At 73.4% G+C, this 23,441-nt stretch carries 23 protein-coding genes; 8 read left to right on the top strand and 15 right to left on the bottom strand.

What is annotated here, in order from left to right:
• Positions 1-74 precede the first annotated feature (74 nt).
• Positions 75-536, top strand: coding sequence for a universal stress protein (locus ACZ6A9_RS15535; RefSeq protein ID WP_468984899.1), 462 nt, complete (start codon positions 75-77; stop codon positions 534-536).
• A gap of 209 nt (positions 537-745) precedes the next feature.
• On the opposite strand, the gene ACZ6A9_RS15530 is transcribed toward ACZ6A9_RS15535, so the two are convergent.
• The gene (locus ACZ6A9_RS15530; protein ID WP_468984896.1) at positions 746-1,561 is read right to left on the bottom strand and encodes an alpha/beta fold hydrolase; all 816 of its coding nucleotides are present in this window, start codon (positions 1,559-1,561) and stop codon (positions 746-748) included.
• Between the two features lie 57 nt (positions 1,562-1,618).
• Here ACZ6A9_RS15530 and ACZ6A9_RS15525 point away from each other — a divergent pair, with 57 nt between their 5' ends.
• A complete protein-coding gene (locus ACZ6A9_RS15525; protein WP_468984894.1) occupies positions 1,619-2,092 on the top strand; it encodes a MarR family winged helix-turn-helix transcriptional regulator in 474 nt (157 codons plus the stop codon).
• A 7-nt stretch (positions 2,093-2,099) separates the two neighbouring features.
• Here the strand turns inward: ACZ6A9_RS15525 and ACZ6A9_RS15520 are convergent, their stop codons facing one another.
• Positions 2,100-3,254, bottom strand: a complete 1,155-nt coding sequence (locus ACZ6A9_RS15520) for a CapA family protein (protein WP_468984891.1) — start codon at positions 3,252-3,254, stop codon at positions 2,100-2,102.
• 211 nt (positions 3,255-3,465) lie between these two features.
• On the opposite strand from ACZ6A9_RS15520, the gene ACZ6A9_RS15515 reads away from it, so the two are divergent.
• From ACZ6A9_RS15515 to ACZ6A9_RS15505, 3 genes are all read left to right on the top strand, one after another.
• A complete protein-coding gene (locus tag ACZ6A9_RS15515; RefSeq protein ID WP_468984888.1) occupies positions 3,466-4,011 on the top strand; it encodes a sigma-70 family RNA polymerase sigma factor in 546 nt (181 codons plus the stop codon).
• Between the two features lie 136 nt (positions 4,012-4,147).
• Positions 4,148-4,660, top strand: a complete 513-nt coding sequence (locus ACZ6A9_RS15510; protein ID WP_468984885.1) for a hypothetical protein — start codon at positions 4,148-4,150, stop codon at positions 4,658-4,660.
• A 151-nt stretch (positions 4,661-4,811) separates the two neighbouring features.
• Positions 4,812-5,474, top strand: a complete 663-nt coding sequence (locus ACZ6A9_RS15505) for a zf-HC2 domain-containing protein (RefSeq protein WP_468984882.1) — start codon at positions 4,812-4,814, stop codon at positions 5,472-5,474.
• A 19-nt stretch (positions 5,475-5,493) separates the two neighbouring features.
• Here ACZ6A9_RS15505 and ACZ6A9_RS15500 read toward each other — a convergent pair whose 3' ends face one another.
• Both ACZ6A9_RS15500 and ACZ6A9_RS15495 read right to left on the bottom strand, forming a co-directional pair.
• Positions 5,494-6,357 (bottom strand): Fpg/Nei family DNA glycosylase, encoded by an 864-nt coding sequence (locus ACZ6A9_RS15500; protein WP_468984880.1) that lies wholly within the window; start codon positions 6,355-6,357, stop codon positions 5,494-5,496.
• Between the two features lie 31 nt (positions 6,358-6,388).
• On the bottom strand, positions 6,389-8,485 hold the full coding sequence (locus ACZ6A9_RS15495) for a SpoIIE family protein phosphatase (protein ID WP_468984878.1): 2,097 nt from the start codon (positions 8,483-8,485) through the stop codon (positions 6,389-6,391).
• A gap of 147 nt (positions 8,486-8,632) precedes the next feature.
• Here ACZ6A9_RS15495 and ACZ6A9_RS15490 point away from each other — a divergent pair, with 147 nt between their 5' ends.
• Complete coding sequence (locus ACZ6A9_RS15490) at positions 8,633-10,054, top strand: lipase maturation factor family protein (RefSeq protein WP_468984876.1); 1,422 nt, start codon at positions 8,633-8,635, stop codon at positions 10,052-10,054.
• On the opposite strand, the gene ACZ6A9_RS15485 is transcribed toward ACZ6A9_RS15490, so the two are convergent.
• From ACZ6A9_RS15485 to ACZ6A9_RS15470, 4 genes are read right to left on the bottom strand one after another with little or no spacing between them, the layout of a single operon-like run.
• On the bottom strand, positions 10,042-10,881 hold the full coding sequence (locus ACZ6A9_RS15485; protein ID WP_468984873.1) for an amidohydrolase family protein: 840 nt from the start codon (positions 10,879-10,881) through the stop codon (positions 10,042-10,044). The genes ACZ6A9_RS15490 and ACZ6A9_RS15485 overlap by 13 nt on opposite strands.
• Positions 10,878-11,855: an aldo/keto reductase gene (locus ACZ6A9_RS15480; protein ID WP_468984871.1), complete on the bottom strand. Its 978-nt coding sequence runs from the start codon at positions 11,853-11,855 to the stop codon at positions 10,878-10,880. The genes ACZ6A9_RS15485 and ACZ6A9_RS15480 overlap by 4 nt, the downstream gene beginning before the upstream one ends.
• Positions 11,852-12,607 (bottom strand): SDR family NAD(P)-dependent oxidoreductase, encoded by a 756-nt coding sequence (locus tag ACZ6A9_RS15475; RefSeq protein WP_468984869.1) that lies wholly within the window; start codon positions 12,605-12,607, stop codon positions 11,852-11,854. The genes ACZ6A9_RS15480 and ACZ6A9_RS15475 overlap by 4 nt, the downstream gene beginning before the upstream one ends.
• Positions 12,604-13,944 carry an enolase C-terminal domain-like protein gene (locus ACZ6A9_RS15470; RefSeq protein ID WP_468984867.1) on the bottom strand — a complete coding sequence of 447 codons (1,341 nt, stop codon included), beginning with the start codon at positions 13,942-13,944 and terminating at the stop codon, positions 12,604-12,606. Before ACZ6A9_RS15470 ends, ACZ6A9_RS15475 begins: the two co-directional genes overlap by 4 nt.
• A 178-nt stretch (positions 13,945-14,122) precedes the next feature.
• Here ACZ6A9_RS15470 and ACZ6A9_RS15465 point away from each other — a divergent pair, with 178 nt between their 5' ends.
• Complete coding sequence (locus tag ACZ6A9_RS15465) at positions 14,123-14,845, top strand: FadR/GntR family transcriptional regulator (protein ID WP_468984865.1); 723 nt, start codon at positions 14,123-14,125, stop codon at positions 14,843-14,845.
• 185 nt (positions 14,846-15,030) lie between these two features.
• Here the strand turns inward: ACZ6A9_RS15465 and ACZ6A9_RS15460 are convergent, their stop codons facing one another.
• Positions 15,031-15,513: a GNAT family N-acetyltransferase gene (locus ACZ6A9_RS15460; RefSeq protein ID WP_468984863.1), complete on the bottom strand. Its 483-nt coding sequence runs from the start codon at positions 15,511-15,513 to the stop codon at positions 15,031-15,033.
• A 47-nt stretch (positions 15,514-15,560) separates the two neighbouring features.
• Complete coding sequence (locus tag ACZ6A9_RS15455; protein WP_228971430.1) at positions 15,561-15,734, bottom strand: hypothetical protein; 174 nt, start codon at positions 15,732-15,734, stop codon at positions 15,561-15,563.
• 470 nt (positions 15,735-16,204) lie between these two features.
• Here ACZ6A9_RS15455 and ACZ6A9_RS15450 point away from each other — a divergent pair, with 470 nt between their 5' ends.
• Complete coding sequence (locus ACZ6A9_RS15450) at positions 16,205-16,657, top strand: hypothetical protein (RefSeq protein ID WP_468985738.1); 453 nt, start codon at positions 16,205-16,207, stop codon at positions 16,655-16,657.
• A 21-nt stretch (positions 16,658-16,678) separates the two neighbouring features.
• On the opposite strand, the gene ACZ6A9_RS15445 is transcribed toward ACZ6A9_RS15450, so the two are convergent.
• From ACZ6A9_RS15445 to ACZ6A9_RS15425, 5 genes are all read right to left on the bottom strand, one after another.
• The gene (locus tag ACZ6A9_RS15445) at positions 16,679-18,172 is read right to left on the bottom strand and encodes an SDR family NAD(P)-dependent oxidoreductase (protein WP_468984860.1); all 1,494 of its coding nucleotides are present in this window, start codon (positions 18,170-18,172) and stop codon (positions 16,679-16,681) included.
• 103 nt (positions 18,173-18,275) lie between these two features.
• Positions 18,276-19,736, bottom strand: coding sequence for a wax ester/triacylglycerol synthase family O-acyltransferase (locus ACZ6A9_RS15440; protein WP_468984857.1), 1,461 nt, complete (start codon positions 19,734-19,736; stop codon positions 18,276-18,278).
• Positions 19,737-20,031: 295 nt separating this feature from the next.
• Positions 20,032-21,252, bottom strand: coding sequence for a glucose-1-phosphate adenylyltransferase (gene glgC, locus ACZ6A9_RS15435; protein ID WP_468984855.1), 1,221 nt, complete (start codon positions 21,250-21,252; stop codon positions 20,032-20,034).
• Positions 21,253-21,303: 51 nt separating this feature from the next.
• A complete protein-coding gene (gene glgA, locus ACZ6A9_RS15430) occupies positions 21,304-22,455 on the bottom strand; it encodes a glycogen synthase (RefSeq protein WP_468984852.1) in 1,152 nt (383 codons plus the stop codon).
• A 37-nt stretch (positions 22,456-22,492) separates the two neighbouring features.
• Entirely contained in the window at positions 22,493-23,251 is a 759-nt protein-coding gene (locus ACZ6A9_RS15425) for a (2Fe-2S)-binding protein (RefSeq protein WP_468984849.1), read from the bottom strand.
• Positions 23,252-23,441 lie beyond the last annotated feature (190 nt).

The following is a 23,441-nucleotide window of genomic DNA, read 5'->3' as shown; positions in this document are numbered from 1 at the left end:
CGGCGCAGTGCGGGCGGACGGGGCGCACGGGGGCGCGACGGCCGGTGCCGTGCGGGTCCGATAGCCTCGCTCGTGTGACGGAACAGCGGTCCCCTCGGTTCGAACGGGGCACGGACGGTCCGAAGGTGATCGTGGCCGGAGTGGACGGCTCCGACTCCTCGCTGCGGGCGGCGGCGTACGCCTCCGGTCTGGCCCGGCGTCAGGGCGCGCTGCTCGCCCTCGTGTACGTGCAGCAGGTGGTGGCCCCGGGCGTGGCCCTGGGCGCGCCGGTGGCGGACGCGACGGAGGCCGTCGCGGAGGAACTGGTGGCGCACATCCGGGAGTCGATGGAGCGGATCAGGGGGCTCTCCGACATCCGCTGGGAGTTCCACACCTTCCGCGGCGATCCCTACAACGGCCTGGTCAGGGCGGCGGACGAACTGCGGGCGGACGCGGTGGTCGTGGGCGCCTCGCAGCAGGCGGGCCACCGGTTCGTCGGGTCGGTCGCGGTGCGCCTGGTGAAGGCCGGGCGCTGGCCGGTGACGGTGGTGCCGTAGGCGGGTGAGCCCCGGGAGGGAGTGCTGCCCCCACCGGTCCGGCAGGGCGTACCCGCCCGGGAGCCGGCGGGTGCCGTGGTGCCGGCGGATGGGGGTCGTCTTCCCGGACCGGACGGGCGCGTTCCCGCGCCCGGGGAGATGTGCGCGGTGCGCGGTCGGCCTGGTGGCCGCGCCGGCCGCTCCCGCCCGCGTGCGGAGCCGGCGCCGCCTCAGAGGGTGCGCAGGAAGTCGAGGACGGTGTCGTTGAAGAGCTGCGGCCGCTCCAGGTTCGGGTAGTGGCCGGTTCCCTCGAGGATCACCGACCGGCCGTCGGGGACGGCGGCGGCGAGGCGCTCGGCCGCGGCGTGCAGCTCGGCGGGTTCGAGGCCGCCGCTGAGGACGAGCAGCGGGACGTCGATCTCCGGCAGCCGGTCCCAGGAGCCGGTCACCCGCACCAGCCGGTCCTTCTCGTCCGGCGTGTGCTTGGCGAGCGTGTGGAGGGCCATCTCGCGCAGCCGCCGCGCGATGTCCGGATCGATGTCGTCGGCGTCGCGGTGCGGGCCGGGCACCACGCGGAGGAAGGCGCGGGTCCAGGCCTCCAGGTCTCCGGCGGCCAGCGCCCGGGCGCTCTCGGCCTGGAGCTCCTGGTGCCAGGCGTCGGTGTACTGGAAGTCCCCGGTGACGGCACCGGAGGTGACCACGGCGCGGACGAGCCCGGGGTGTTCCAGCACCGTGTCGGTGGCGATCACCCCGCCCATGGAGAGGCCCACGAGGACGGCGGGCCCCGCGTCGATGTGGCGCAGCAGCGCGGCCAGGTCGTCGGCCCAGCGGAAGGGCGCGCTCGCGTTGGCCGAGAATCCGTGGCCGCGCACGTCCGGTGCGATCACCCGGTGGTGTGCGGCCAGGGCGGGGATCTGGTCCCGCCAGACCCGGTGGTCCACGAACCCGGAGTGGATCAGGACGACCGGATCACCGGAACCGGTGTCGAGGTAGGCCAGATCGCCGTCGGCGGTGGGGAGGAAACGCAGATCCGAAGCAACAGTCATGACAACCAAGGTGTCATCTTGCGGGCCGTTTGACAACCTGGATGTCATGATGGCGGAGTGACAGACATGGACGCACCCCTCCCCCCGGACGAACTCGGCCGCCGCCTCACCGAGGTGTACGACCTGGTCGGCCCCCTCTACCGGCGCGCCCAGCGCAGCGTGGAGCAGGGGCTGGACGTCGGAGAACTGTCGCTGGGCGTCCGCGCCGTGCTCACGCTGCTGCACCGCAACGGGCCGATGACGGTGCCGCAGATGGGCAGGGCCCAGGCGATCAGCCGGCAGTTCGTCCAGCGCATGGTGAACGACGCGGCGGCGCAGCACCTGGTGGAGAGCGTCCCCAATCCGGCCCACCGGCGGTCGCCCCTGATCCGTCCGACGCGGAAGGGTGCCGCGGCGATCGCCGCCGTCCTCGAGAGCGAGCACCGGCTGCTGCGGGAGACCGGCGGCGGCCTGACGGAAGCCGACGTGAGGGCCTGTCTGCGGGTGCTGGGCGAACTGCTCAAGGCGCTGGAGCACGTCGACACCGGCTGACGCGTCCTCACTCCCCCATCACGAGGCCGTCCTGCGCGGCGCCCCGGCTCAGCACGACGTCCCGGATCCGGTCGCGCACCGAGCGCACCTCGGCTCCCCGGGCGAGCGCCCGGTTGAGGTTGACGACCCGCCCGGCGTCCACGTCGAAGAACTGCGGGACGAACTCGGCGCGGGTCACCTCCCAGCGCCCGCCCTGGCTTCCGGGCGGAGCGAAGGTGAAGCGGCCCAGGGTGGACTGGTTGCCGCGGGGGTCCCGGACGCCCTCGTGGTTGGTCATCTCACCGGCGATCTGATCGCCCATGCCGTAGACCACCCAGGTGCCGTTGACCTTCTCGTACGCCTGCGGCACATGGGCGTGGGTGCCGAGGATCAGGTCGATGTCGGGGCGGCCGCCGGTGTGCGCGGCGGTGAGCGAGCGGGCCAGTGCGGTCTGCCGCTCGTCGGGGGCGTCCTGCCACTCGGTGCCCCAGTGCACGGAGACCACGACGACATCCGCTCCGGCCCCGCGGGCGGCCCGCGCGTCCTCGACGATCCGCGCCTCGTCGACCAGGGCGACCGCCCAGGGCTGGTCGGGCGGCATCGCCAGGCCGTTGGTGTCGTAGGTGTAGGCGAGGTGGGCGACGCGCGCCCCGCCCGCGCGCAGCACGGTCGCGGTGCGGGCTTCCTGTGCACTGCGCGCCGAACCGGCGTGCCGGACGCCCGCCCGGTCGAGGGCGTCGAGCGTGCGGCGGATGCCGTCCGTGCCGTCGTCGAGGGTGTGGTTGGAGGCGGTGGAGCAGCCGTCGTAGCCGGTGGCGGCGAGGGCGGCGGCGATCTCGGGCGGGGACTTGAAGAGGGGGTAGCCGGTGTAGTCGCCGTCGGCGCCGTAGACGGTCTCCATGTGGCACAGCGCCGCGTCCGCGGGGGCGACGACGGAGCGGATGCCGGAGAGCATCGGCCGGAAGTCGTACCCGGTGCCGCCGGCGTCGAAGCGGGCGCGCTCGATGATCGAGGTGTGGGGCAGCACGTCGCCGGAGGCGACGAGGGTGAAGCCGGAGCGACCCGGCGCGGAGGGGGCCGGACGCCCCGGTTCCGGCGGCCTGTGGTCGCGGGCCTGACAGGCGGCCCCCGCGGCGAGGACCGCGGTCAGGACGAGGGCCACCTGCCGACTGCGTGCGATCATCACGTCACCCCGCTGTAGTCGTATTTGTGGATAAACAGGTAAGAAGCCGCATCCTGCCGGTGGCTGCTCCGACACGCCCTTTAGGCCGTCCGGCGTGCGCGAACGGCCACCCCGACCGTTCGTCGAACCGTTCGTCGACGCGATCGACCGTCCGCCGCACGCTCCTGTGCACGCCCTGTCGCCGGGGAGCGCAGTGCGCTGGCATACGGCCATGACGGCCGGAATCACACTCACGAACGGGACGACCGCCGAGCACGAGCTCGCCGCACTGCAGCGCGAGCACGGCCGGCCCCTCTTCGCGCTGCTGCTCCGGCTCTGCGACGGCGACCGGCAGCGCGCGGAGGATCTGGTCCAGGAGACGCTGGTGCGCGCGTGGCAGCACCCCGAGGCCCTGCGCGCCGAGAACTTCGACTCCGTACGCCCCTGGCTGCTGACCGTGGGCCGGCGGCTCGCGATCGACGCGCGGCGGGCCCGGCAGGCTCGTCCGCCCGAGGTCGGGGACGCGGTGCTGGAGAACGCGCGGGTGATCTCCGACCACGCCGAGCGGGCCGCGGCGACGCTCGATGTCCGCGAGGCTGTGAAGACACTCACTCCGGAGCACCGTGAAGTCCTGGTGCTGGTGTACTTCCAGGGGGCGAGTGTGGCGGAAGCCGCGACGGCCCTCGGGATCCCGCCCGGTACCGTGAAGTCCCGCGCGTTCTACGCGCTGCGCGCCCTGCGCCGGGTGCTTCCCGGATACGCCCCCGACATGCGGTGAAACCGACCGCCGAGTCAAACCTCCGTAAAGCGCCTTGCCGACGACCCCGGTTGAGTAATCGGCTGTCCTCATCCGTGTTCCGGACCGGGGGCCCGGGTTCGGGCGACGCGCACGCACCGGAGGAAGGCAGGAAGGGATGCTGCACAGAGGTCGAGAGAGCACGGACGGCACCGGTGACGGTGAACTCACCGTCCCCATGGCCTGGTTGTACGCCGAGTACATCGCCGACGAACTGCTGCGCAGCGGCGATCTCATGCCGCCGACGTCGTTCGAGTTCCGGGCCGGCCGGGACGCGCTGGCACTGACCGTCTTCCTGTCCGACACCGAGGGCGAGCTGTCCGGCATCCGGGTGATCACCCAGCTGGAGACCTGGCTGTCGCTGACCGCTTACGACCAGCCCTGGCAGGAGTGGGTGCAGGGCCGCCTCGCCGACCTGGCCGGGGGCACGGCCGGCCGGGAGGTGCCGGATCCGGATCTGGACCTGGCCCGGGAGGCGTGGCGCTGGCTGCGGGAGACGGAGCTGCTGGCGCCGGACCTCAACGCGGTGCCGGGCGGCGCGGCGGGCGGCGAGGACGAGGGACCCGAGGTGTGGACACCGGCCTGGCAGCTCGGGCTGCCGCTCGGCCACCTCGCCATCCACCTTTTCTGAGGTTTCCCGGAATCCGACCAATCCGCGGGCCGGAGGGCTCCGAATCCTTCGGTCACGATTCGGCACGCGGCTTGAGTGATTCGGCCGACTGGTGCGTACCGGTGGGAGCAAGGAGTAACCCCACCCGCACCCAACGGCACGAGGATTCGGCATGAGGTCCCTGGAGAGGCATCGCGACGTCGGCGCCTACGCGCTCGGCGTGCTGGACGAGGCGGAGGCGTTCCGCTTCGAGGACCACCTCATGGAGTGCCCGAGCTGCGCTGTCCAGGTGACCGAATTCGGCCCTGCCGCACGTCAGTTGATGCTGTACCGGAGCGCGACCCCGCGCCCGGTGCACCCGCTGGCCAAGCCCGGCCCCAGGATGCTGGACCGGCTCGTGTCCCAGGTGGCGGTCCGCCACCGCTCGGGGCGCCGCCGGCTGCTGCTCGCGCTGGCCGCCTCTCTGGTGATCGCGGTGTCCGCGCCGGCGGTCACGGTGATGGCGCGGGACGGCGGTGGCGGTGGTGAGGCCGCCGTGAGCGTCGCGGCGACCGACGAGCGGTCCGGGGTGTGGGCGGAGGTGACCTGGGAGGACGAGGCCTGGGGCAGCCACCTGCGGCTGACGGTGAAGGACGGCGCGGGCCCCCGGGTCTGCCGTCTGGTGGTGATCGGCCGGAACGGCTCCGAGGAGACGGTGACCAGCTGGAGCGTGGACCGTCACGACGCGCGCCCCAACACGATGCGGAGCGGCTCGGCCATGCACCCCGACGAGATCGCCCGCTACGAGGTGCGCACGGCGCAGGGCGAGCACCTGGTGACGCTGGAGCCCCGCTGACCTCCTGACCCGGTGACTCTCACTTCAGCAGGCGGGAGAGCCTGCGGTCGGCCAGAAGCCTGCCACCGGTCTGGCAGGTGGGGCAGTACTGCAGCGAGGAGTCGCTGAAGGAGACCTCACGGATGGTGTCCCCGCACACCGGACAGGCCTCGCCGGTGCGGCCGTGGACCCTCAGGCCGCTCTTCTTCTCGGCCTTCAGCCGCCCGGCCGCGACCCCCCTGGACCGTTCCACCGCCTCGGTGAGGGTGGTCCGCAGGGCCTCGTACAGCCGGGTGGTCTCCTCCGCGGTGAGGGAGCCGGCCGGCTTGTACGGGGACATGCGGGCCGCGTGCAGGATCTCGTCGCTGTAGGCGTTGCCGACGCCCGCGACGAGGCCCTGGTCCCGCAGCGCGCCCTTGATGCGGCGGCGTTCCCCGGCCAGCAGGTCCGCGAGCCGCCGTTCGTCGAAGTCGTCGGCCAGCGGGTCCGGGCCCAGCCGGGCGATGCCCGGGACCTCGCCGGGATCCGCCACGACGTACACCGAGAGCCGTTTCTGGGTGCCTGTCTCGGTCAGGTCGAAGCCCGCGCCGGTCTCCAGCGCGACCCGCAGCGCCAGCGGTCCCCTGCCGGGGCGGGGCGGTCCGCTGGGCAGGGGGTCCTTCCACTGCAGCCAGCCCGCGCGGGCCAGGTGGGTGACGAGGTACGGCCCGCCGTCCGTCGCGAGGGCGAGGAACTTGCCGTACCGGCGTACGGCGGTGACCTCGCGGCCCTCGACCGCCGTGAGCGGCGGGTCGTAGGTCTTCAGGACGCTGATCGCCACGGGCAGCACCCGGACGATCTCGTGGCCGGTCAGGTGCTCGGAGAGGAAGTCCTTGAGCGCCTCGACCTCGGGGAGTTCCGGCATACGTCAAGAGTGCCACCGGGGACCCGCGGGGTCAGGCCGGTTCGCCGCCCCCGCCCACCACGAACTCGCTCCACACGCACTTGCCGCCGCCCCGCGCCTCCACGCCCCACACGTCGGTGAGCATCTCGACCAGCAGCAGGCCCCTGCCGGAGACACCCGACTCACCGGCCTCGCGGCGGCGCGGCAGGGCGCTGGAGGAGTCCTCGACCTCCACCCGCAGGCGCCGGTCCTTGCCGGTGAGGACCCGGAGGGTGACGACGGCGGTGCCCTCGGTGTGCATCAGCACGTTGGTGATCATCTCGTCGGCGACCAGCTCGATCTCGTCGGCCCGGTCCCGCGCCCCCCAGGCGCCGACCGCCGCACGGATCATGCGGCGGGTCTCGGACAGGGCCCGGGGGTCGCCGGGCGGCACGTACTGCTTGAGCCGGCCGCCGGAGCGCGGGCTGTCCAGGGCGCGCCGGCGCAGCAGGAGGAGCGCCACGTCGTCGTCACCGCCGCGTTCCTCGGCGACGTCGATGAGCCGGTCGGCGAGTTCGCGCACGTCGTCGGGGCCGACGGTGATCAGCGCGGCCAGGGCCTCCATGCCGTCGTCGAGATCGGCGCCGGGCTGTTCGACCAGTCCGTCGGTGCACAGCAGCAGGGTGTCGCCGGGGTCGAGCTCTATCGTGCCGACCGGGTAGTCGAGCCCGCCGAACTCCGCGGACAGGCCGAGCGGCAGCCCGCCGGGGACGGGAACGCGGTGGCAGGAGCCGTCGTTGCGGCGCACCAGCGGGTCGATGTGGCCGGCCCGCACCACCTGGAACACGCCGGTGGACAGGTCCGCCTCGGCGTAGAGGCAGGTCGCGGAGCGGTCGGTGTCCAGCTCGTCCAGGAAGACGGAGGCGCGGGCCATCACGGTGGCCGGCGGGTGCCCCTCGGCGGCGTAGGCGCGCAGGACGATGCGCAGCTGGCCCATGACGGCGGCGGCGTGCGTGTCGTGGCCCTGGACGTCCCCGATGACGGCACCGACCCGGCCGCCGGGCAGCGGGATCAGGTCGTACCAGTCCCCGCCGATGTCCCGGCCGAAGGTGCCGCCGATGGCGGCGGCGCGGTAGCGCACGGCGAGGTCGGCGCCGGGCACGCTGGGGATGGTGCGGGGCAGCATGGCCTGCTGCAGCCCCTGGGCGAGGTCCATCTCCTGCTCGTAGAACATCGCGCGCTGCAGGCTCTGCGCAATGCTGCTGCCCAGGGCGACCAGGATGTTGCGCTCCTCGGAGGAGAAGCCGTGCCGGTCGCTGTAGAGCAGGCCCATGGCGCCGATCGGGCGGCCCTGGACGATGAGCGGCAGGTAGGCGGCCGAGGTGATGTTCAGGCCGGTGATGCCCTGCCAGAGCCCCGGGTAGCGCTCGGCGAACTCCTCCGGTGACTCGATGAAGCACGGGCTCAGGGTCCGTACGGCCTCGCTCATCGGGTACGGCTCGTCTATCCGGGTGATGCGGGTGCCCTCGACGAAGCTGCCGTCGGGCCCCTCGGCGATGAGCCGGATGCGGCCCGCCTCGACCAGGCCCATGACGAGGCTGGTGGCGCCCAGATGGGTGAGTCCGTGGGTGTCCTTGAGGGCGTCGATGACCTCCCGCACGGTGCGGGCGTGGGCGAGAGCCGCGGTGGCGAGCTGGACGATGTTGGTCTGGCGGCGGCGGGCGTCCTCCTGCGCGGCCTGCGCGCGCCGGGCCTCGGTGTCGCTCAGCTCCTGGGTGGCGTCCCGGACGATGCCGATGATGCGGAGGGGGCGGCCGGTCTCGTCCCGGCGGATGTAGCCCTGGGTGTGGGTCCAGCGCAGCTCGCCGTCGCGGCGGCGGAGCCGGAAGTAGGCACCGTAGTTCTCGCTGCCGTCCTTCAGCGCCTGCGAGACGGCCGCGTCCAGCCGCCTGGCCTCGCCGGGCGGCACCCGCTTCCCCAGGGTCTCGGGCCGGTCGTCGTACTCGTCGGGGCGCACGTCGAAGATCTCGTGCGCCTGCGCGTCCATCTGCATCACCCCGGCGGCCAGATCCCAGTCGAAGCTGCCCATGCGGTTGAGCACCAGGATCGGATCCGGGTGGTCCGGCCAGTCGTCCGGGAGTGACAGGGGGCTCGCTCCCCGATCAGACATGGGGCCACCTTGCCAGGATTCCCGCGAATCTTCGACCGCTGGGCCCACTTCCGTGTCCCTCCTCTCCGCGGGAATCTGGCACCTCGCGGTGGTATACGGAGGATGACAGTGGGCCGGGCGGGACAACGGCGGAGGGAGCGCGGGGCCGTGGAGTGGTTCACCGCATCCGACTACTGGCTGAGCCGGCTGGTCTTCCAGCGGGCGCTGGCCGGACTGTACCTGGTCGCGTTCCTGACGGCGGCGCTGCAGTTCCGTGCGCTGATCGGGGAGCGGGGGATGCTGCCGGTGCCGCGTCACGTGGAACGGGTGCCGTTCCGCCGGTCCCCGAGCCTGTTCCACTGGCACTACTCGGACCGGTTCTTCGCGGGGTGCGCCTGGGCGGGCTGCGCGGTGTCGGCGGCGCTGCTCGCCGGGCTGGACTCGCTGCTTCCGCTGTGGGCCGGGATGCTGCTGTGGCTGGTGCCGTGGCTGCTGTACCTGTCGGTCGTCAACGTGGGGCAGACCTGGTACTCGTTCGGCTGGGAGTCGCTGCTGCTGGAGGTCGGCTTCCTCGCCGTGTTCCTCGGCAACGACGAGGTGGCGCCGCCGGTCGTGGTGCTGTTCCTGCTGCGGTGGATCCTGTTCCGGGTGGAGTTCGGCGCGGGCCTGATCAAGATGCGCGGTGACGCGTGCTGGCGGAAGCTGACCTGCCTGGACCACCACCACGAGACGCAGCCGATGCCGGGGCCGCTGAGCTGGTTCTTCCACCATCTGCCGAAGCCGCTGCACCGGATCGAGGTAGCGGCGAACCATGTCACCCAGCTGGTCGTGCCGTTCCTGCTGTTCGCCCCGCAGCCGGTCGCCTCGGCCGCCGCCGCGCTGATGATCGTCACCCAGCTGTGGCTGGTGCTGTCCGGCAACTTCGCCTGGCTGAACTGGGTGACGATCGTGCTGGCCCTGCCGGTGATCGCCTTCCCGTCCGACGCGCCCGAGGTGCCCGGCGCCCCGCTGTGGTTCGTGGTGGTCGTCCTCGCGGTGTCCGCGCTGCTGCTGGGCCTGTCCTGGCATCCGGTACGCAACATGCTCTCCCGCCGCCAGGTGATGAACCGCTCCTTCGACCCGCTGCACCTGGTCAACACCTACGGCGCGTTCGGCAGCGTCAGCCGGGTCCGCTACGAGGTGGTCGTGGAGGGCACGGCGGACGAGGTGCCCCGGGAGGACGGCGACTGGCGGGAGTACGAGTTCAAGGGCAAGCCGGGCGATCCCCGGCGCTGGCCGCGCCAGTTCGCGCCGTACCACCTGCGGCTGGACTGGCTGATGTGGTTCGCGGCGCTGTCGCCCGCGTACGCCGGCCCGTGGTTCGGGGTGCTGGTGGAGCGGCTGCTGGAGAACGACCGGGACACGCTGAAACTGCTGCGCCGCTCCCCGTTCCCCGCGGACGCCCCGCCCCGTCACGTCCGCGCCCGGCTCTTCCGCTACCGCTACACCACCTGGCGGGAGCTGCGGGAGACGGGCGCGTGCTGGCAGCGGACCTACGTGCGGGAGTTCTGGCCGCCGACCCGGCTGGCACCGGCGGATCAGAGGCGGTAGACACGGGTGGCGGTCGTGTCGAAGAGCTGCCGGCGCTCCCCCGGGGAGAGGTGGAGGGTCAGTTCCCGGGCGGCGGCGAGGACGTCGCCGTACGCCGCCGCCAGGGTGCACACCGGCCAGTCCGAGCCGAACATCAGCCGCCCGGGTCCGAAGGCGTCCAGCACCACGTCCGCGTACGGCCTCAGGTCGCCGGCCGTCCAGCCGGCCCTGTCGGCCTCGGTGACCAGGCCGGAGAGCTTGCACACGGTGTTGGGCAGCGCGGCCAGGGCGCGGACGGCGGACGCCCAGGGTTCGAGGGCGCCGGAGGCGACGGGCGGCTTGCCCAGGTGGTCCAGGACGAAGGTGAGCCCCGGCAGCGACGCGGCCGCAGCCGTGCAGGCGGGCAACTGGTGCGGCAGGACGACGAGGTCGTAGACCAGGCCCGCCCCGGCCACCGCGGCCAGTGCGCGCCGTACGTCCCCTCGCAGCAGCCACCCGGGGTCGGACTCGCCCTGGACCTGGTGCCGGATGCCCTTGAGGTACCGTCCGCCGGGCAGTTCCCGCAGCCGGGCCAGTTCGTCCGCGACGTCCGGGCGGGTGAGGTCGGTCCAGCCGACCACGCCGGCGATCAGGGGGTGCGCCTCGGCGAGGGCGAGCAGTTCGGGGGTTTCCCCGGCGGCGGTGACGGTCTGCACCAGGACGGTACGGCCGACACCGGCCGCACGCGCCGCGGGTGCGAGGTCGTCCATGCCGAAGTTCCGCCGCAGTGGCCGGAGTCCGGGGCCGGTGAGCCAGTCCTGGGGGCGTACGGACAGGTCCCAGACGTGGTGGTGGGCGTCGACGGTCACGCCTGCTCCCCCTCGGACGGCAGCAGACCGGTGGCGCGCAGGTCCCGCCACAGGGCCGGGGGGACCGGTGTGGCGAACTGGTCGGCGCAGTCGTGGACTTCGGCGGCCGAGCGGGCGCCCACCAGGATGCACGCGACCGCGGGGTGGGCGGCGCAGAAGGCCAGGGCGGCGGCGCGCAGGGTGGTGCCGTGGCGCTCGGCGGCCGCCTTGACGCGCAGGGCCCGGTCGAGCAACTCGGCGGGCGCCCGTGCGTAGTCGTAGGTCGCTCCGGGTCTCGGGTCGGCGAGCAGGCCCGAGTTGAAGGGGCCGCCGATGACGACCGACCGGCCCCGTTCCAGGGCGGCGGGCAGCAGGTCGGACAGGGCGCTCTGGTCGAGGAGGGTGTGGCGGCCGGCGCACAGCACCACGTCGACGTCGGTGTCGCGGACGAAGCGGGTGAGCATCGCGCTCTGGTTCATGCCGGCGCCGATCGCCCCGACGACACCTTCCGCGCGGAGCCGCTCCAGGGCCGGGTAGGCCTCGCGGAAGGCCTGGTCGGCGTGGTCGTCGGGGTCGTGCAGGTACACGACGTCGACCCGGTCCAGGCCGAGGCGCCGCAGGCTGGCCTCCAGGGTGCGGCGTACGCCGTCGGCGCTGAAGTCCCAGACGCGGCGGTGGGTGGCGGGGACGGCGAAGCCGTCGGCGAGGTCGTCACCACCGGTGCCGGCGGGTTCGAGGCGGCGGCCGACCTTGGTGGACACGGTGAACTCGGCGCGCGGGTACGCGCGCAGGGCCGCGCCGAGGCGGCGCTCGGCCAGGCCGAGGCCGTAGTGCGGGGCGGTGTCGAAGGAGCGGATGCCGCGCTGCCACGCCGCCGCGACCGCCTCGCGGGCCTCTTGCTCGCCGACCTCGGTGTACAGGTTGCCGATCCCGGCGGATCCGAAGGCCAGGGCGGTGACCTCGACGCGGCTGCGGCCGAGCCGGCGGCGCTTCACCGGGTTCCCGTCCGCGGGCGGAGGCCCTGCATGCCGCCGTCGACGGCGAGGGCGGTGCCGGTCGTGGCGCCGGACAGGGGGCCGGCGAGGTAGGCGATGGCGGCGGCGGCCTCGGCGGGGGTGACCAGGCGGCCGGTGGGCTGGCGGGCCTCCAGGGCGGCGCGTTCGGCGGCCGGGTCGTCGGCCGCGTCGAGCAGCCGGCCGATCCAGGGGGTGTCGACGGTGCCCGGGTTGACGCAGTTGACGCGGATGCCCTCGTGGACGTGGTCGGCGGCCATGGCGAGGGTCAGGGAGTACACGGCGCCCTTGGTGGCGCTGTAGAGAGCGCGCTGCGGCAGGCCCGCGGTGGCGGCGACGGAGCAGGTGTTGACGACGGCGGCGTGCGCGGAGGCGCGCAGCGCGGGCAGGCAGGCGCGGGCGGTGCGCACCATGCCGAGGACGTTGACGTCGAAGACGTGGTGCCATTCCTCGTCGGAGTTGCTCTCCACCGTGCCCCGGGCGCCGATGCCGGCGTTGTTGACCAGGATGTCGAGCCCGCCGAGCTCCTCGACTGCGGCCGCCACCGCGGCGCGGACCGAGGCGTCGTCGGTGACGTCGGCGCGGTGGCCGGTGAGGGGTTCCTCCACGGTCGAGGGATCGAGGTCGAGGACGGCCACCCGGGCGCCGCGCAGCGCGAGGAGTTCCGCGGTGGCCCGGCCGATGCCGCAGGCGCCGCCGGTCACCAGGGCCGTCAGGCCCTCGAAGTCGCTCATGCCGTCCGCTCCTCTCGGGTGGCCGCGTCCGTGGTCCAGAACGCGCCGTCGGGGTAGGTGTAGCGGGCCAGGGACTCCGGCCGCAGGGCGGCGGAGAAACCGGGCGCGAGGGGTGCGGTGTAGTGACCGTCACGGATCACCACGGGGTCGAGGAAGTGGTCGTGCAGGTGGTCGACGTACTCGATGACCCGGTCCTCGGTGGTGCCGGTCAGGGCGACGTAGTCGAACATCGCCAGGTGCTGGACGAGTTCGCACAGACCGACCCCGCCCGCGTGCGGGCACACCGGGACGCCGTACTTGGCGGCGAGCAGCAGCACGGCGAGGTTCTCGGGGACACCGCCGACGCGGGCGGCGTCGATCTGGACGATGTCGAGGGCGTCGGCCTGGAGGAGCTGCTTGAAGACGATCCTGTTCTGCGCGTGTTCGCCGGTGGCCACCTTGACGGGGGCGACGGCCCGGCGGACGGCGGCGTGGCCGAGGATGTCGTCGGGGCTGGTGGGCTCCTCGATCCAGTAGGGGTCGAACTCCGCGAGGGCCTTGGTCCAGCGGATCGCCTCGTCCACGTCCCAGCGCTGGTTGGCGTCGATCGCGATGCGCACGTCGGGTCCGACGGCGGCGCGTGCGGTCCGGCAGCGGCGGATGTCGTCGGCGAGGTCCGCTCCGACCTTGAGCTTGATCTGCCGGAATCCGTCGGCGACCGCCCGGGCGGCGAGCCGGGTGAGCTTGTCGTCGTCGTAGCCGAGCCAGCCGGGCGAGGTGGTGTAGGCGGGGTAGCCGCGTTCCAGCAGCCGGGCCGTGCGCCGCCCGGCGCCCTCCCGGCCGCGGCGCAGCAGGGTCAGGGCCTCCTGGGGCGTGAGGGCGTCGGTGAGGTACCGGAAGTCGATCTGGTGGACCAGCCAGGCCGGGTCGGCCTCGGCGAGCAGCCGCCACAGGGGTTTGCCGGCACGCTTGGCGGCCAGGTCCCACAGGGCGTTGACGACGGCTCCGACCGCCATGTGCATCACCCCCTTCTCCGGTCCGAGCCAGCGCAGTTGGCTGTCGCCGGTGAGGTCCCCGCTGAGCAGGGAGGGGTCGGCGCAGAGGTCGTCGGCGGACCGGCCGAGGACGTGGCCGCGCAGCGCTTCGATCGCGGCGACCTGGACGTCGTTGCCCCGTCCGATGGTGAAGGCGAAGCCGTGCCCCTCGTGTCCGTCGGCTGCGTCGGTGCGCAGGACGACGTAGGCCGCCGAGTAGTCGGGGTCGGGGTTCATCGCGTCGGAGCCGTCGAGTTCCCGCGAGGTCGGGAACCGGATGTCGTAGGTGTCGACGGCGGTGATCCGGGCGGGTTTCGAGGGCACGGAGGGCCTTTCGGTGGCGGACGGGGGCGGGGCGTGGGTCCTGGGTACCGACGCATACTTATCAGACCACTCGGCGACCGGAACACCCTCTGGACGCGAATCGGCCCACATTCTCCCCCTGTTGGTCCGACCACTTCCGTCGGTAGACTGCGGCGGTCCCGGTGAGTGAAGGAGTGGCGTGGAGGAGACGGCACCTGAGGCGGAGGAGACGGCCCCGCGGAAGGGCACGGTGACGCAGCGCGCCATCGAGCGGATCACGGCGATGATCCGCGAGGGTGAACTCGAGCCCGGGCAGCGGCTGCCCACCGAGCGGGACCTCGCCGCCCGGCTGGGCATCTCCCGCAGTTCGATGCGGGAGGCGATCCGGGCGCTGACGGTGCTGGGCGTCCTGGAGGCCCGGCACGGTTCGGGCATCTACGTCACGCGGCTGGAGGCCGGGGACCTGCTGGAGACGTTCGGGGTCGTGGCCGATCTGTCCCGCGGGTCCCGGCTGGTGGAACTGCTCCAGGTGCGGCGCGTCCTGGAGTCGGCGGCGGCGGCGCTGGCCGCCGCGCGGATCACCACGGAGCAGCTGGCCGAGGTGGAGCGTCATCTGGCCGCCATGAACGCCACCGACGACCCGGAGCGGATCCTCGCCCACGACCTGGCCTTCCACCGGGAGATCGCGGCCGCCGCCGGCAACGCGACGATGGCCGCCATCCTGGACGGCCTGTCCTCACGCACCTTCCGGGCCCGGGTCCGGCGCGGCGACCAGGAGGAGGGCGCCTTCGACCGCACCCGGCGCGAACACGCGGCGATCCACCGGGCCTTGGCCGCACGCGACCCGGAGGCCGCGCGGGCGGCGGCGGCCGCGCACGTGGGCGCGGTGGAGGAGTGGCTGCGCAGCCGGCTGGAAGGCTGACCAGGCCCGCTCAGGGCGCTTCAGGCCCAGGGGCACCAGCGGGAGGGTGCGCAGGTGTACGCCGCCGATCCGGGCAGGGTCAACGGCTGTTCGGGGGTCGTGGCGCCTGCTTCGAGGGCCCGGACGGCCGCCACATGGGGATCACGACCCGTCCCTACGTCCGGCCCTGACTCCCCCCGTGCGGGTCACAGTGCCCTGTACATGATGTGCAGCCCCACCGGGCCGTGCCGGGGGTGGTCGAAGGCCTCGGGCACGGTGCCCAGGATCGTGAAGCCGAGCGAAGTCCACAGCGCCACGGCCGGGTTGGTCTCGACGACGGCGTTGAACACCATGCCCCGGTAACCGGCGTCGCGCGCCCCGGTCAGGACGTGTTCGGCGAGGAGGCGCCCGACACCCCGGCCGGTCCGGTCGGGGTCGACCATGAAACCGGCGTTGGCGATCCGCGCGGCGGGTCCGCCGTAGTTGGGGGTGAGGTAGGCGGAGGCCACGACGGCACCCGTGTCGTCCTCGACGACGTACACCTGTTTCGCCGGGTTCATCCACAGGTCCCGGGCGGCCTCCTCGGAGGTGCCCGGGTCCCAGGCGTAGGTCTCACCGGCGGCGACGACGCGGTGCCAGAACGGCCAGATGCGCGGCCAGTCGCCGGGGGACGCTTCCCTGATCAGCATGGGTGCGAGTCTGGCACGCCCGCGCGGAGGCCGAGCGGGTGGGCCCGTCAGTCGACGCTGGGCAGGATGTGCGGCTCGGCGAGGTCGTCCTCGTAGCCGGCGAGGCGGATCGGGGCCGATCGGGCCCACACGTCGAGGCTGCCGAGCTCCCCGGCCTTGCGGCGGGAACGCTGGAGGCGTTCCTTGGGGGGCTCTTCGCGTTGCGTCTGCTCCGGTGTCACCGCGCACTCCTTATGTGTCGGTCACCCTGGGGACGTACCGCGTCGGCCCGGTGCCTGGCGTCTGACGTCCGCTCGGGTGGTGAGTCGAAAGCCGTTCGGACGCGGTGGCGCCGGTGTCTCGGGGAGATGCAGGCCGTTGTGAACCGGCTGGTCCCAGACGGACCGTGGGTGCGGGTAGGACCCTTGCTGCTGTCCGTCCGCCTCAGGGTAACCAAATGAGCGGCCCCCCGCTCGATGGGGCTCGAAGCCGACGGTAACAATCGCGCGACGGGGCGTATGCAATACACCCCTATATGCTCCTATTTCCGCATGTCTGCGGCTCACTCATTCACCCATTCGGACTATATGGGCGTCGACGTTTTCGACAAGGCCGCCTGGTCATGGCGCAGTTCAGGTCCCGTTGGCCGGCCCGCAAACTCGCCATGGTCTGCTGCCGCACGGCAACGGCTGTCTCCCGGGAGGACCGGCGCATGGAGCTGCGCACCGTCGAGGAGCTGATGGACCTGCTGCACGCCTGCCGGGGCACGCGGGACGACCGAAAAGGCCGCGGAGGCACCCCGGCCGACGCGTGCGAGCACGCCCTGCGGACCGCGGCGCTGCTGCGCCGGGGCCGGCCCGCCGACAAGGAGCTCCAGGTGGCCGGCCTGGTCCTGCCGGTCGGCCGGCTGCTGGGGTCCGGCGGTCCTGCCGCCGGAGCCGAGCGCGCGGCGGACGCGGTACGGGCGCTGCTCGGCGAGCGCGTCGCCGGCCTGGTCCGCCACCGTCCCCGGTACGACCTGCCCGCCGGGGACGACCTGCTCGCCCTGCGCGAGGCGGACGAGGAGGCCCGCACGGCCTGCTTCGACGCCGGTGTCCCGGAGGACTGGCGGACCGTCCTGGAACTTCTGGCGGCGCGCAACGCACGACTGGGCACGGCCGACTGACGGCCCTTGGGGCCGCCGTCCTCACCACCGGCCGGGCGCGTAGTCCTTCATGAAGACGCCGTACAGGTCCTCGCCCGCCTCGCCGCGCACGATCGGGTCGTAGACGCGGGCCGCGCCGTCGACCAGGTCGAGCGGGGCGTGGAAGCCGGCGTCGGCGAGGCGCAGCTTGTCGAAGTGGGGGCGCTCGTCGGTGATCCAGCCGGTGTCGACCGAGGTCATCAGGATGCGGTCGGTGTCGAACATCTCCTGGGCGCTGGTCCGCGTCACCATGTTCATGGCCGCCTTGGCCGCGTTGGTGTTGGGGTGCCCGGCCCCCTTGTAGCCGCGGTCGAACACGCCTTCCATGGCGGAGACGTTGACGACGTAGGCGCGCCCGGCGGGGGCACGGCGGGCGGCCTCGGCCATGGCCGGACGGAGCTTGCTGATGAGGATGAACGGCGCCGTGTAGTTGCACAGCTGGGTCTCCAGCAGCTCCACCGGGGAGATCTGCTCGATGGTCTGGACCCAGGTGTTGGAGTCGACGACGTCGGGGAGCAGGCCGCCCGCGTCGATGGCGGTGCCGTCACGGTGCCGGACCACGCTGGCGTTGCCCGCGACCAGGGCGAGGTCGGCGACCTTCTGCGCGTCGAGGCCGCTGGCCCCGACGGGCAGGGCGGTCAGTCCGTCGACGGCGCCGGAGTTGAAGGCGCCGATGACGTGGTGGGCGGGCAGCTCACCGGCCGGAAGGGGGGCGCTCTCGCCCTCGACGAGCGCGGCGTACGCGGACGGCAGCCGGCGCACGGTCTGGGTGGCGTTGTTGATCAGGATGTCCAGCGGGCCCTGCTCGGCGACCTGGTCGGCGAGCGCGACGGCCTGGCCCGGGTCGCGCAGGTCGATGCCGACGACCTCCAGGCGGTTCATCCAGTCCGCGGAGTCGTCCATGGCCTTGAAGCGGCGGATGGCGTCCTTGGGGAACCGCGTGGTGATGGTGGTGTGGGCGCCGTCACGCAGCAGCCGCAGCGCGATGTACATGCCGATCTTGGCGCGTCCGCCGGTGAGGAGCGCCCGCTTGCCGGTGAGGTCGGCACGGGCGTCGCGCCGGGCCCGGTTCTCGGCGGCGCACTTCTGGCAGAGCTGGTGGTAGAAGTAGTCGACCTCGACGTAACGGGTCTTGCAGGTGTAGCAGGACCGGGGGCGCTGGAGTATCCCCGCGATCCTCCCCGGCTCCACCCGGGAGGAGGGCAGGATGCCCTCGGTCTCGTCGTCGATGCGCTCGGCGGAGCCGGTGGCGGTGGCCTCGGTGACGGCCTTGTCGTGGGCGGTCTTGGCGGCCCGGCGCTCCTGGCGGCGGCGCTGCTTGACCGTGCGGTAGATGTGCGAGGTGGCCCGGCGGACCAGGATCGCGTCCGGGTGGTCGACGTCGAGCTTGTCGAGTTCCTCGAGCACGCCGAGGCAGACGGCGAGCCGCTCCGGGTCGATGCCGGGCCCGTATGCCACCGCGTCCGTGGCCTCGGGGCCGTCCTGTGTCACCGTCATCGCCGCTGCCGTTCCCGCTCTGCTTCTCGCGGCGCTCCGTTCGCATCCGCTGTCGAACGGGAGATTTTACGGAGCGCCCGGCCGGAGCGGCAAACCGCGACGCTCAGTGATCGCAGAGGGCGGTCAGCGTGGCCGCCTCCTCGGTCAGGGCGTGGGCCAGCCGGTCGAGGTCGGGGACGGCCGCGCCGTCGGCGACGAGACCGTAGTGGACGCGCCCCCGGTACGTGGAGACCGCGACGGCGAGGGAGTGACCGGGCGCCAGCGGCGCGAGCGGGAACACGGCGCCGAGCTGGTCGCCGCCGAGCCTGAGGCCGAAGCCGGGCAGCGGCACGCTGGTGACCAGGACGTCGAACCAGAGCCGGGCCGCCTGGCCCAGCAGCGGTCCGCCGAGCCGGTGGCCGAGCGGCGGCACATGGTCGGCGAGCAGGGCCACGGCGCCGGCGCCCCGGTGCGGTCCCGCGTCCTTGTTGCGGTCCATGGCGGTGCGTACCTGGGTGAGCCGGGCCAGCGGGTCCCGCTCGTCGACGGGAAGCCTCATCAGGTACCCGGAGAGCCGGTTGCCCTGGGGGTGGGCGGTGCGCGGCCGGCGCCGGGAGACGGGGATGAGGGCGCGCGGGGCGACGCCCTCGCTGCCGTCGCCGCGCTCGTCGAGCCAGCGGCGCAGCGCGCCGGCGACGACCGCGATGGTGACGTCGTTGACGGTGCCGCCCGCGCTCTTGCGGATGCGGTGCACGTCGTCGAGGTCGATCACCGCGCCGGCCGTGCGGCGCGTACCGCTGGGGGCGCAGGACAGCGCGGGCGAGGAGCGCATGTCGAGGGTGGAGCGGGCGACGGCGGCGCCGATGTCCAGGGCCCGGCCCGCGTCGGACAGGGCGTCCCGGAGGAGGCCGGGCACCTCGCGCACGTCGGGGAGCAGCCCGCGCGGGGGATCGGTGGGGCGGGGCCGTGGCGCGGGCAGGTCCAGCGGGTCCATCAGCGCGGCGGCGAGGGTGAGGGCGCGCAGCCCGTCGGCGAGGGCGTGGTGGAACTTGAACAGCACGGCGTAGGAGAGACCGTCCTGCCCGGGCAGCACGTGCGCCTCCCAGGGCGGCCGGGTGCGTTCCAGGGGGCGGCCCATGAGCCGGCCGGCGGCGGTGTGGAAGCAGGCGGCCGGCGGGTGCAGCAGGACGTGGTCGAGGGGGTCGAAGCCGGGGTCCGGCTCGCGCGCGGCGCCGCCGAAGGCGAGCGACCGGCGCACCGCCGAGGTGAACGGCTGCCGCAGCGCGGCGGTGAGCGGCCGGCGCGGCGCGGCGGGGGCCTGTTCGCCGGGGCCGCCGGGACCCGGCAGCGTGTCCCGCAACGCCTTCAGCGACTGGCGCAGACCGAGCGGCTGCCAGGTGTCCCGGATACGCATCCGCAGTCCGGGCACGGCGGCGGCCCGGGAGGCCAGCAGGTCCGTCGCGTGGGCCGCCGCGGACGGCGAGCCGGCGGAGAAGACGCCGAGCGCCGCGAGGTGCATCGGGTGACCGGCGGACTCGATGTTCCAGAACGCCAGGTCGAGGGGGGCGAGCGGGTCTGCGGTCATGGGCGGGGCCTCGCGTCGACGACGGGAACGGATCAGCAGTCAATCGCTCCCGGCCGATTACGGTCAAGTACGATCTGGCTACACATGGTCAACACCATGTGACGTCCGCGCCCTCCGCGCACCCACGGGGAAGGGCCGGGGCGGGAGCGCCAGGGGATGGCGGGCGGTGCCGGGCCCGGGGGACGACCGCTCCACGGGGCGCAGGACGCCACCCGGACGGCTGCGTCCCGCCGGGGGCACCGCCGGCCGAGGGCCGACGTCGGCCCCGAGACCGGCCGGGCCCCGCTCCGTACCGCTACGGCACCCGCTGTCCCTTGCCGAGGGCGATCACGCCGCCCTTCGACACCGTGTACAGCTCCGCGTCCCGCTCCGGGTTGACGCCGATCGTCGCGCCCGGCGGCACCTGGACGTTCTTGTCGAGCACCGCGCCGCGCACCACCGCGCCCCGCCCCACGTGCACGTTGTCGTGCAGCACCGACCCCTGCACCACGGCACCCGGGTCGATCACCACACCCGGCGACAGCACGGACCGGGTGACCTGGCCCCGGATCAGGCAGCCGGCGCTGATGATCGACTCGCTCGCCATGCCGCCCGCGTTGAACCGGGCCGGCGAGAGCTGGCCGGAATGCGTGTAGATGGGCCACTGCCGGTTGTAGAGGTTGAAGGCGGGACGCTCGGCGATCAGGTCCATGTGCGCCTCGTAGTAGGCGTCCAGCGTGCCGACGTCGCGCCAGTACCCCTGGTCGCGGGTGGTCTCGCCGGGCACGTGGTTGGAGCTGAAGTCGTACAGGTGGGCCTCGCCCCGCTCGGTGAGCTGGGGCAGGATCGAACCGCCCATGTCGTGCACCGAGTGCTCGTCCTCGGCGTCCCGGTGCAGCGCCTCGACGAGCGCCTTGGTGGTGAAGATGTAGTTGCCCATGGAGGCGAACACGCATTCGGGGTCGTCGGCGAGACCGGGCGGGTCGGCGGGCTTCTCCAGGAAGCCCTCCACGCTCACCCCGTCCGAGCCCGGGGTGATGACACCGAAGGCGGAGGACTCCGAGCGCGGCACCCGTATCCCGGCCACCGTGACGCCGGCACCGCTCTCGATGTGCTGGGCGAGCATCTGACGCGGGTCCATGCGGTACACGTGGTCGGCGCCGAACACCGCCACGTACTCGGGCTGTTCGTCGTGGACCAGGTTCAGCGACTGCAGGATGGCGTCGGCGCTGCCCAGGTACCAGCGCGGGCCGAGGCGCTGCTGGGCGGGGACCGGGGTGACGTAGTTGCCGAGCAGACTGGACATCCGCCAGGTGGTGGTGATGTGCCGGTCCAGCGAGTGCGACTTGTACTGCGTGAGCACGCAGACGCGCAGGATGTCGCCGTTGACCAGGTTGGACAGCACGAAGTCGACCAGCCGGTAGGTGCCGCCGAAGGTGACCGCCGGTTTGGCACGGTCCGCCGTCAGGGGCATCAGGCGCTTGCCCTCGCCGCCCGCCAGCACGATTCCCAGAACCGAAGGCCCACCACGACGCATGGCCGCTCCCCTCACGCCGAATTTTCCCAAGACTGCCCCGGACGGGCGGGACTAAGCCTGTTGGCGGACCTCCTCGTAGAGCGCGGCCGTGCGCCGGGCCACGGCGTCCCAGCCGAACTCCGTGACCGCGCGGTCCCGTCCCGCCTCGCCCATCCGGCGTGCCGCGGCCGGGTCGCCGAGCACCGAGTCGAGTGCGCGCGCGAGGCCCGCCTCGAAGTCGTCGTCCGGGTCCACGAGTACCCCCGTGGAGCCGTCCGCCACGACCTCCGGGATCCCTCCGACCCGGGAGGCGACCACCGCGGTGCCGCACGCCATGGCCTCGAGGTTGACGATGCCGAGCGGCTCGTACACCGACGGGCACACGAACACGGCGGCGTGGGTGAGCAACTGGATCACCTCCGGGCGCGGCAGCATCTGCGGAATCCAGTACACGCCCTCGCGGACCCGGCTCAGCTCCTCGTACAGCTCACGGAACTCCCGGTCGATCTCGGGCGTGTCCGGAGCCCCGGCGCACAGCACCACCTGGGCGGCGGGGTCGATGCCGCGCACCGCCCGCAGCAGGTGGGGCACGCCCTTCTGCCGGGTGATCCGGCCGACGAACAGCACGTACGGGCGGGAGCGGTCCAGTCCGATGCGGTCCAGGGCGCCGGTGCCGGGATCGGGGCGGTACAGGCCGGTGTCGATGCCGTTGTGCACGACGTGCACCCTGGCCGGGTCGAGGGCCGGGTAGCAGCCGAGGACGTCCTCGCGCATGGCCGCGGACACGGCGATCACCGCGTCGGCGGCCTCGACCGCGGTGCGCTCGGCCCAGCCCGACAGGGCGTATCCGCCGCCGAGCTGCTCGGCCTTCCAGGGGCGCAGCGGCTCCAGCGAGTGGGCGGTCACCACGTGCGGGATGCCGTACAGCAGTTTGGCGAGGTGGCCGCCGAGATTGGCGTACCAGGTGTGGGAGTGGACGAGTTCGCGGCCCTGGAGGGCGGCGGCCATGGCGAGGTCCACGGAGAAGGTGCGCAGGGCGTCGTTGGCGCCGTCGAGCGCGGACCAGGAGCGGTGGCGCAGCACGCCGTCCGTCCGGCCTTCGCCCCAGCAGTGCACCTCCAGGTCGACCAGGGTCCGCAGCTCCCGGGCGAGGAACTCCACATGGACTCCGGCGCCGCCGTACACGTCCGGGGGGTACTCCCGGGTCAGCAGTCCCACTCGCACCCGTGAACCCCCTGTCTGCGCGGACTTTGTTCCATGGTCACCCAGATGGGGCGCGCGGGGAAGAGCGGGGCAGCCGTACGAAGCAGCAGTCGCCGCAGACGCCCCCGCCGGGCACCCGGTAGTACAGGCAGCAGCTGCGGCGCCGGAAGGCGGTGCCGGTGAGGGTGCCGGCACCGGCGAGCGACGGGTGGCCGAGGAGTTCGCGGGTCAGGCGGCCGGCCCGGTCGGCGACGTCCCCGCGGCCGTGCCGGCGCCCCCAGCGGTCCAGTTCCCGGGCGGCGCCGGCCAGCGCCGAGGCGGCGTTGCCGCGCAGCAGGCCGGGTGCGAGACGGTGGCGGGAGCGCAGGGCCGCGGCGAGAGGTTCGAGGTGACCGCGCAGCACCAGGTGGGCGAGCGTCGTTGCGTCGCCGGGCAGCGGCCGCACCTCGCTCGGCCACAGGTCGTCGGGGGCGCCGGCCTCGGGGTCGAAGCGCAGGAGGCGCGGGGCGAGGTCGGGGACGGCGCCGTAGAGGGCGGCGGAGCCGAGGGCCACGGACCACAGGCGTGCGGCGAGCCCCTGATGGGCCACGGAGGCGGCGACCCGCGCCTCGGGGGCGCGCAGCGCGCCGGCGACCCGGCGGACCCGCGCGGCCAGTGCGTCGTCCCCCTCAATGTCCGGGAGCCCGGGGCCGTATGCCTGGGCGAGCGTGGGCAGGGAACGGTCGGGTGCTCCTGCCGTGCGCAGGACGAAGAAACCACCGAGGCGGTGAAGGGCGGTGAGGCGCGGGTCGAGGTCCACGACGTGCAGTAGTACCAAGTCCCCTAGGGGTGGCATCCAGGGGGCCTCCACCCCGGGACACCCACCCAGGGGATGACGGGCGCTTCGTCGTACTCCATCGGCAGTAGGACCCATTGGGTGCTCAGGGACGACGACGGGAACAGTCCGGCAGGGCATCGTGTTGGTTATGGATGCCGACCGTTCGCCGCGCCGGGCCCACCGCTCCGGC

The sequence above is a fragment of the Streptomyces sp. NPDC041124 genome, assembly GCF_055592385.1.
This window is presented reverse-complemented; position numbering and strand designations above follow the sequence as displayed.

Coding starts and splice junctions, on each gene's coding strand:
- ACZ6A9_RS15530 (WP_468984896.1), bottom strand. CDS start 1,561: ATGACTGTTGCTTCGGATCTGCGTTTCCTCCCCACCGCCGACGGCGAT.
- ACZ6A9_RS15520 (WP_468984891.1), bottom strand. CDS start 3,254: ATGATCGCACGCAGTCGGCAGGTGGCCCTCGTCCTGACCGCGGTCCTC.
- ACZ6A9_RS15515 (WP_468984888.1), top strand. CDS start 3,466: ATGACGGCCGGAATCACACTCACGAACGGGACGACCGCCGAGCACGAG.
- ACZ6A9_RS15510 (WP_468984885.1), top strand. CDS start 4,148: ATGCTGCACAGAGGTCGAGAGAGCACGGACGGCACCGGTGACGGTGAA.
- ACZ6A9_RS15505 (WP_468984882.1), top strand. CDS start 4,812: ATGAGGTCCCTGGAGAGGCATCGCGACGTCGGCGCCTACGCGCTCGGC.
- ACZ6A9_RS15500 (WP_468984880.1), bottom strand. CDS start 6,357: ATGCCGGAACTCCCCGAGGTCGAGGCGCTCAAGGACTTCCTCTCCGAG.
- ACZ6A9_RS15495 (WP_468984878.1), bottom strand. CDS start 8,485: ATGTCTGATCGGGGAGCGAGCCCCCTGTCACTCCCGGACGACTGGCCG.
- ACZ6A9_RS15475 (WP_468984869.1), bottom strand. CDS start 12,607: ATGAGCGACTTCGAGGGCCTGACGGCCCTGGTGACCGGCGGCGCCTGC.
- ACZ6A9_RS15460 (WP_468984863.1), bottom strand. CDS start 15,513: ATGCTGATCAGGGAAGCGTCCCCCGGCGACTGGCCGCGCATCTGGCCG.
- ACZ6A9_RS15450 (WP_468985738.1), top strand. CDS start 16,205: ATGGAGCTGCGCACCGTCGAGGAGCTGATGGACCTGCTGCACGCCTGC.
- ACZ6A9_RS15445 (WP_468984860.1), bottom strand. CDS start 18,172: ATGACGGTGACACAGGACGGCCCCGAGGCCACGGACGCGGTGGCATAC.
- ACZ6A9_RS15440 (WP_468984857.1), bottom strand. CDS start 19,736: ATGACCGCAGACCCGCTCGCCCCCCTCGACCTGGCGTTCTGGAACATC.
- glgC (WP_468984855.1), bottom strand. CDS start 21,252: ATGCGTCGTGGTGGGCCTTCGGTTCTGGGAATCGTGCTGGCGGGCGGC.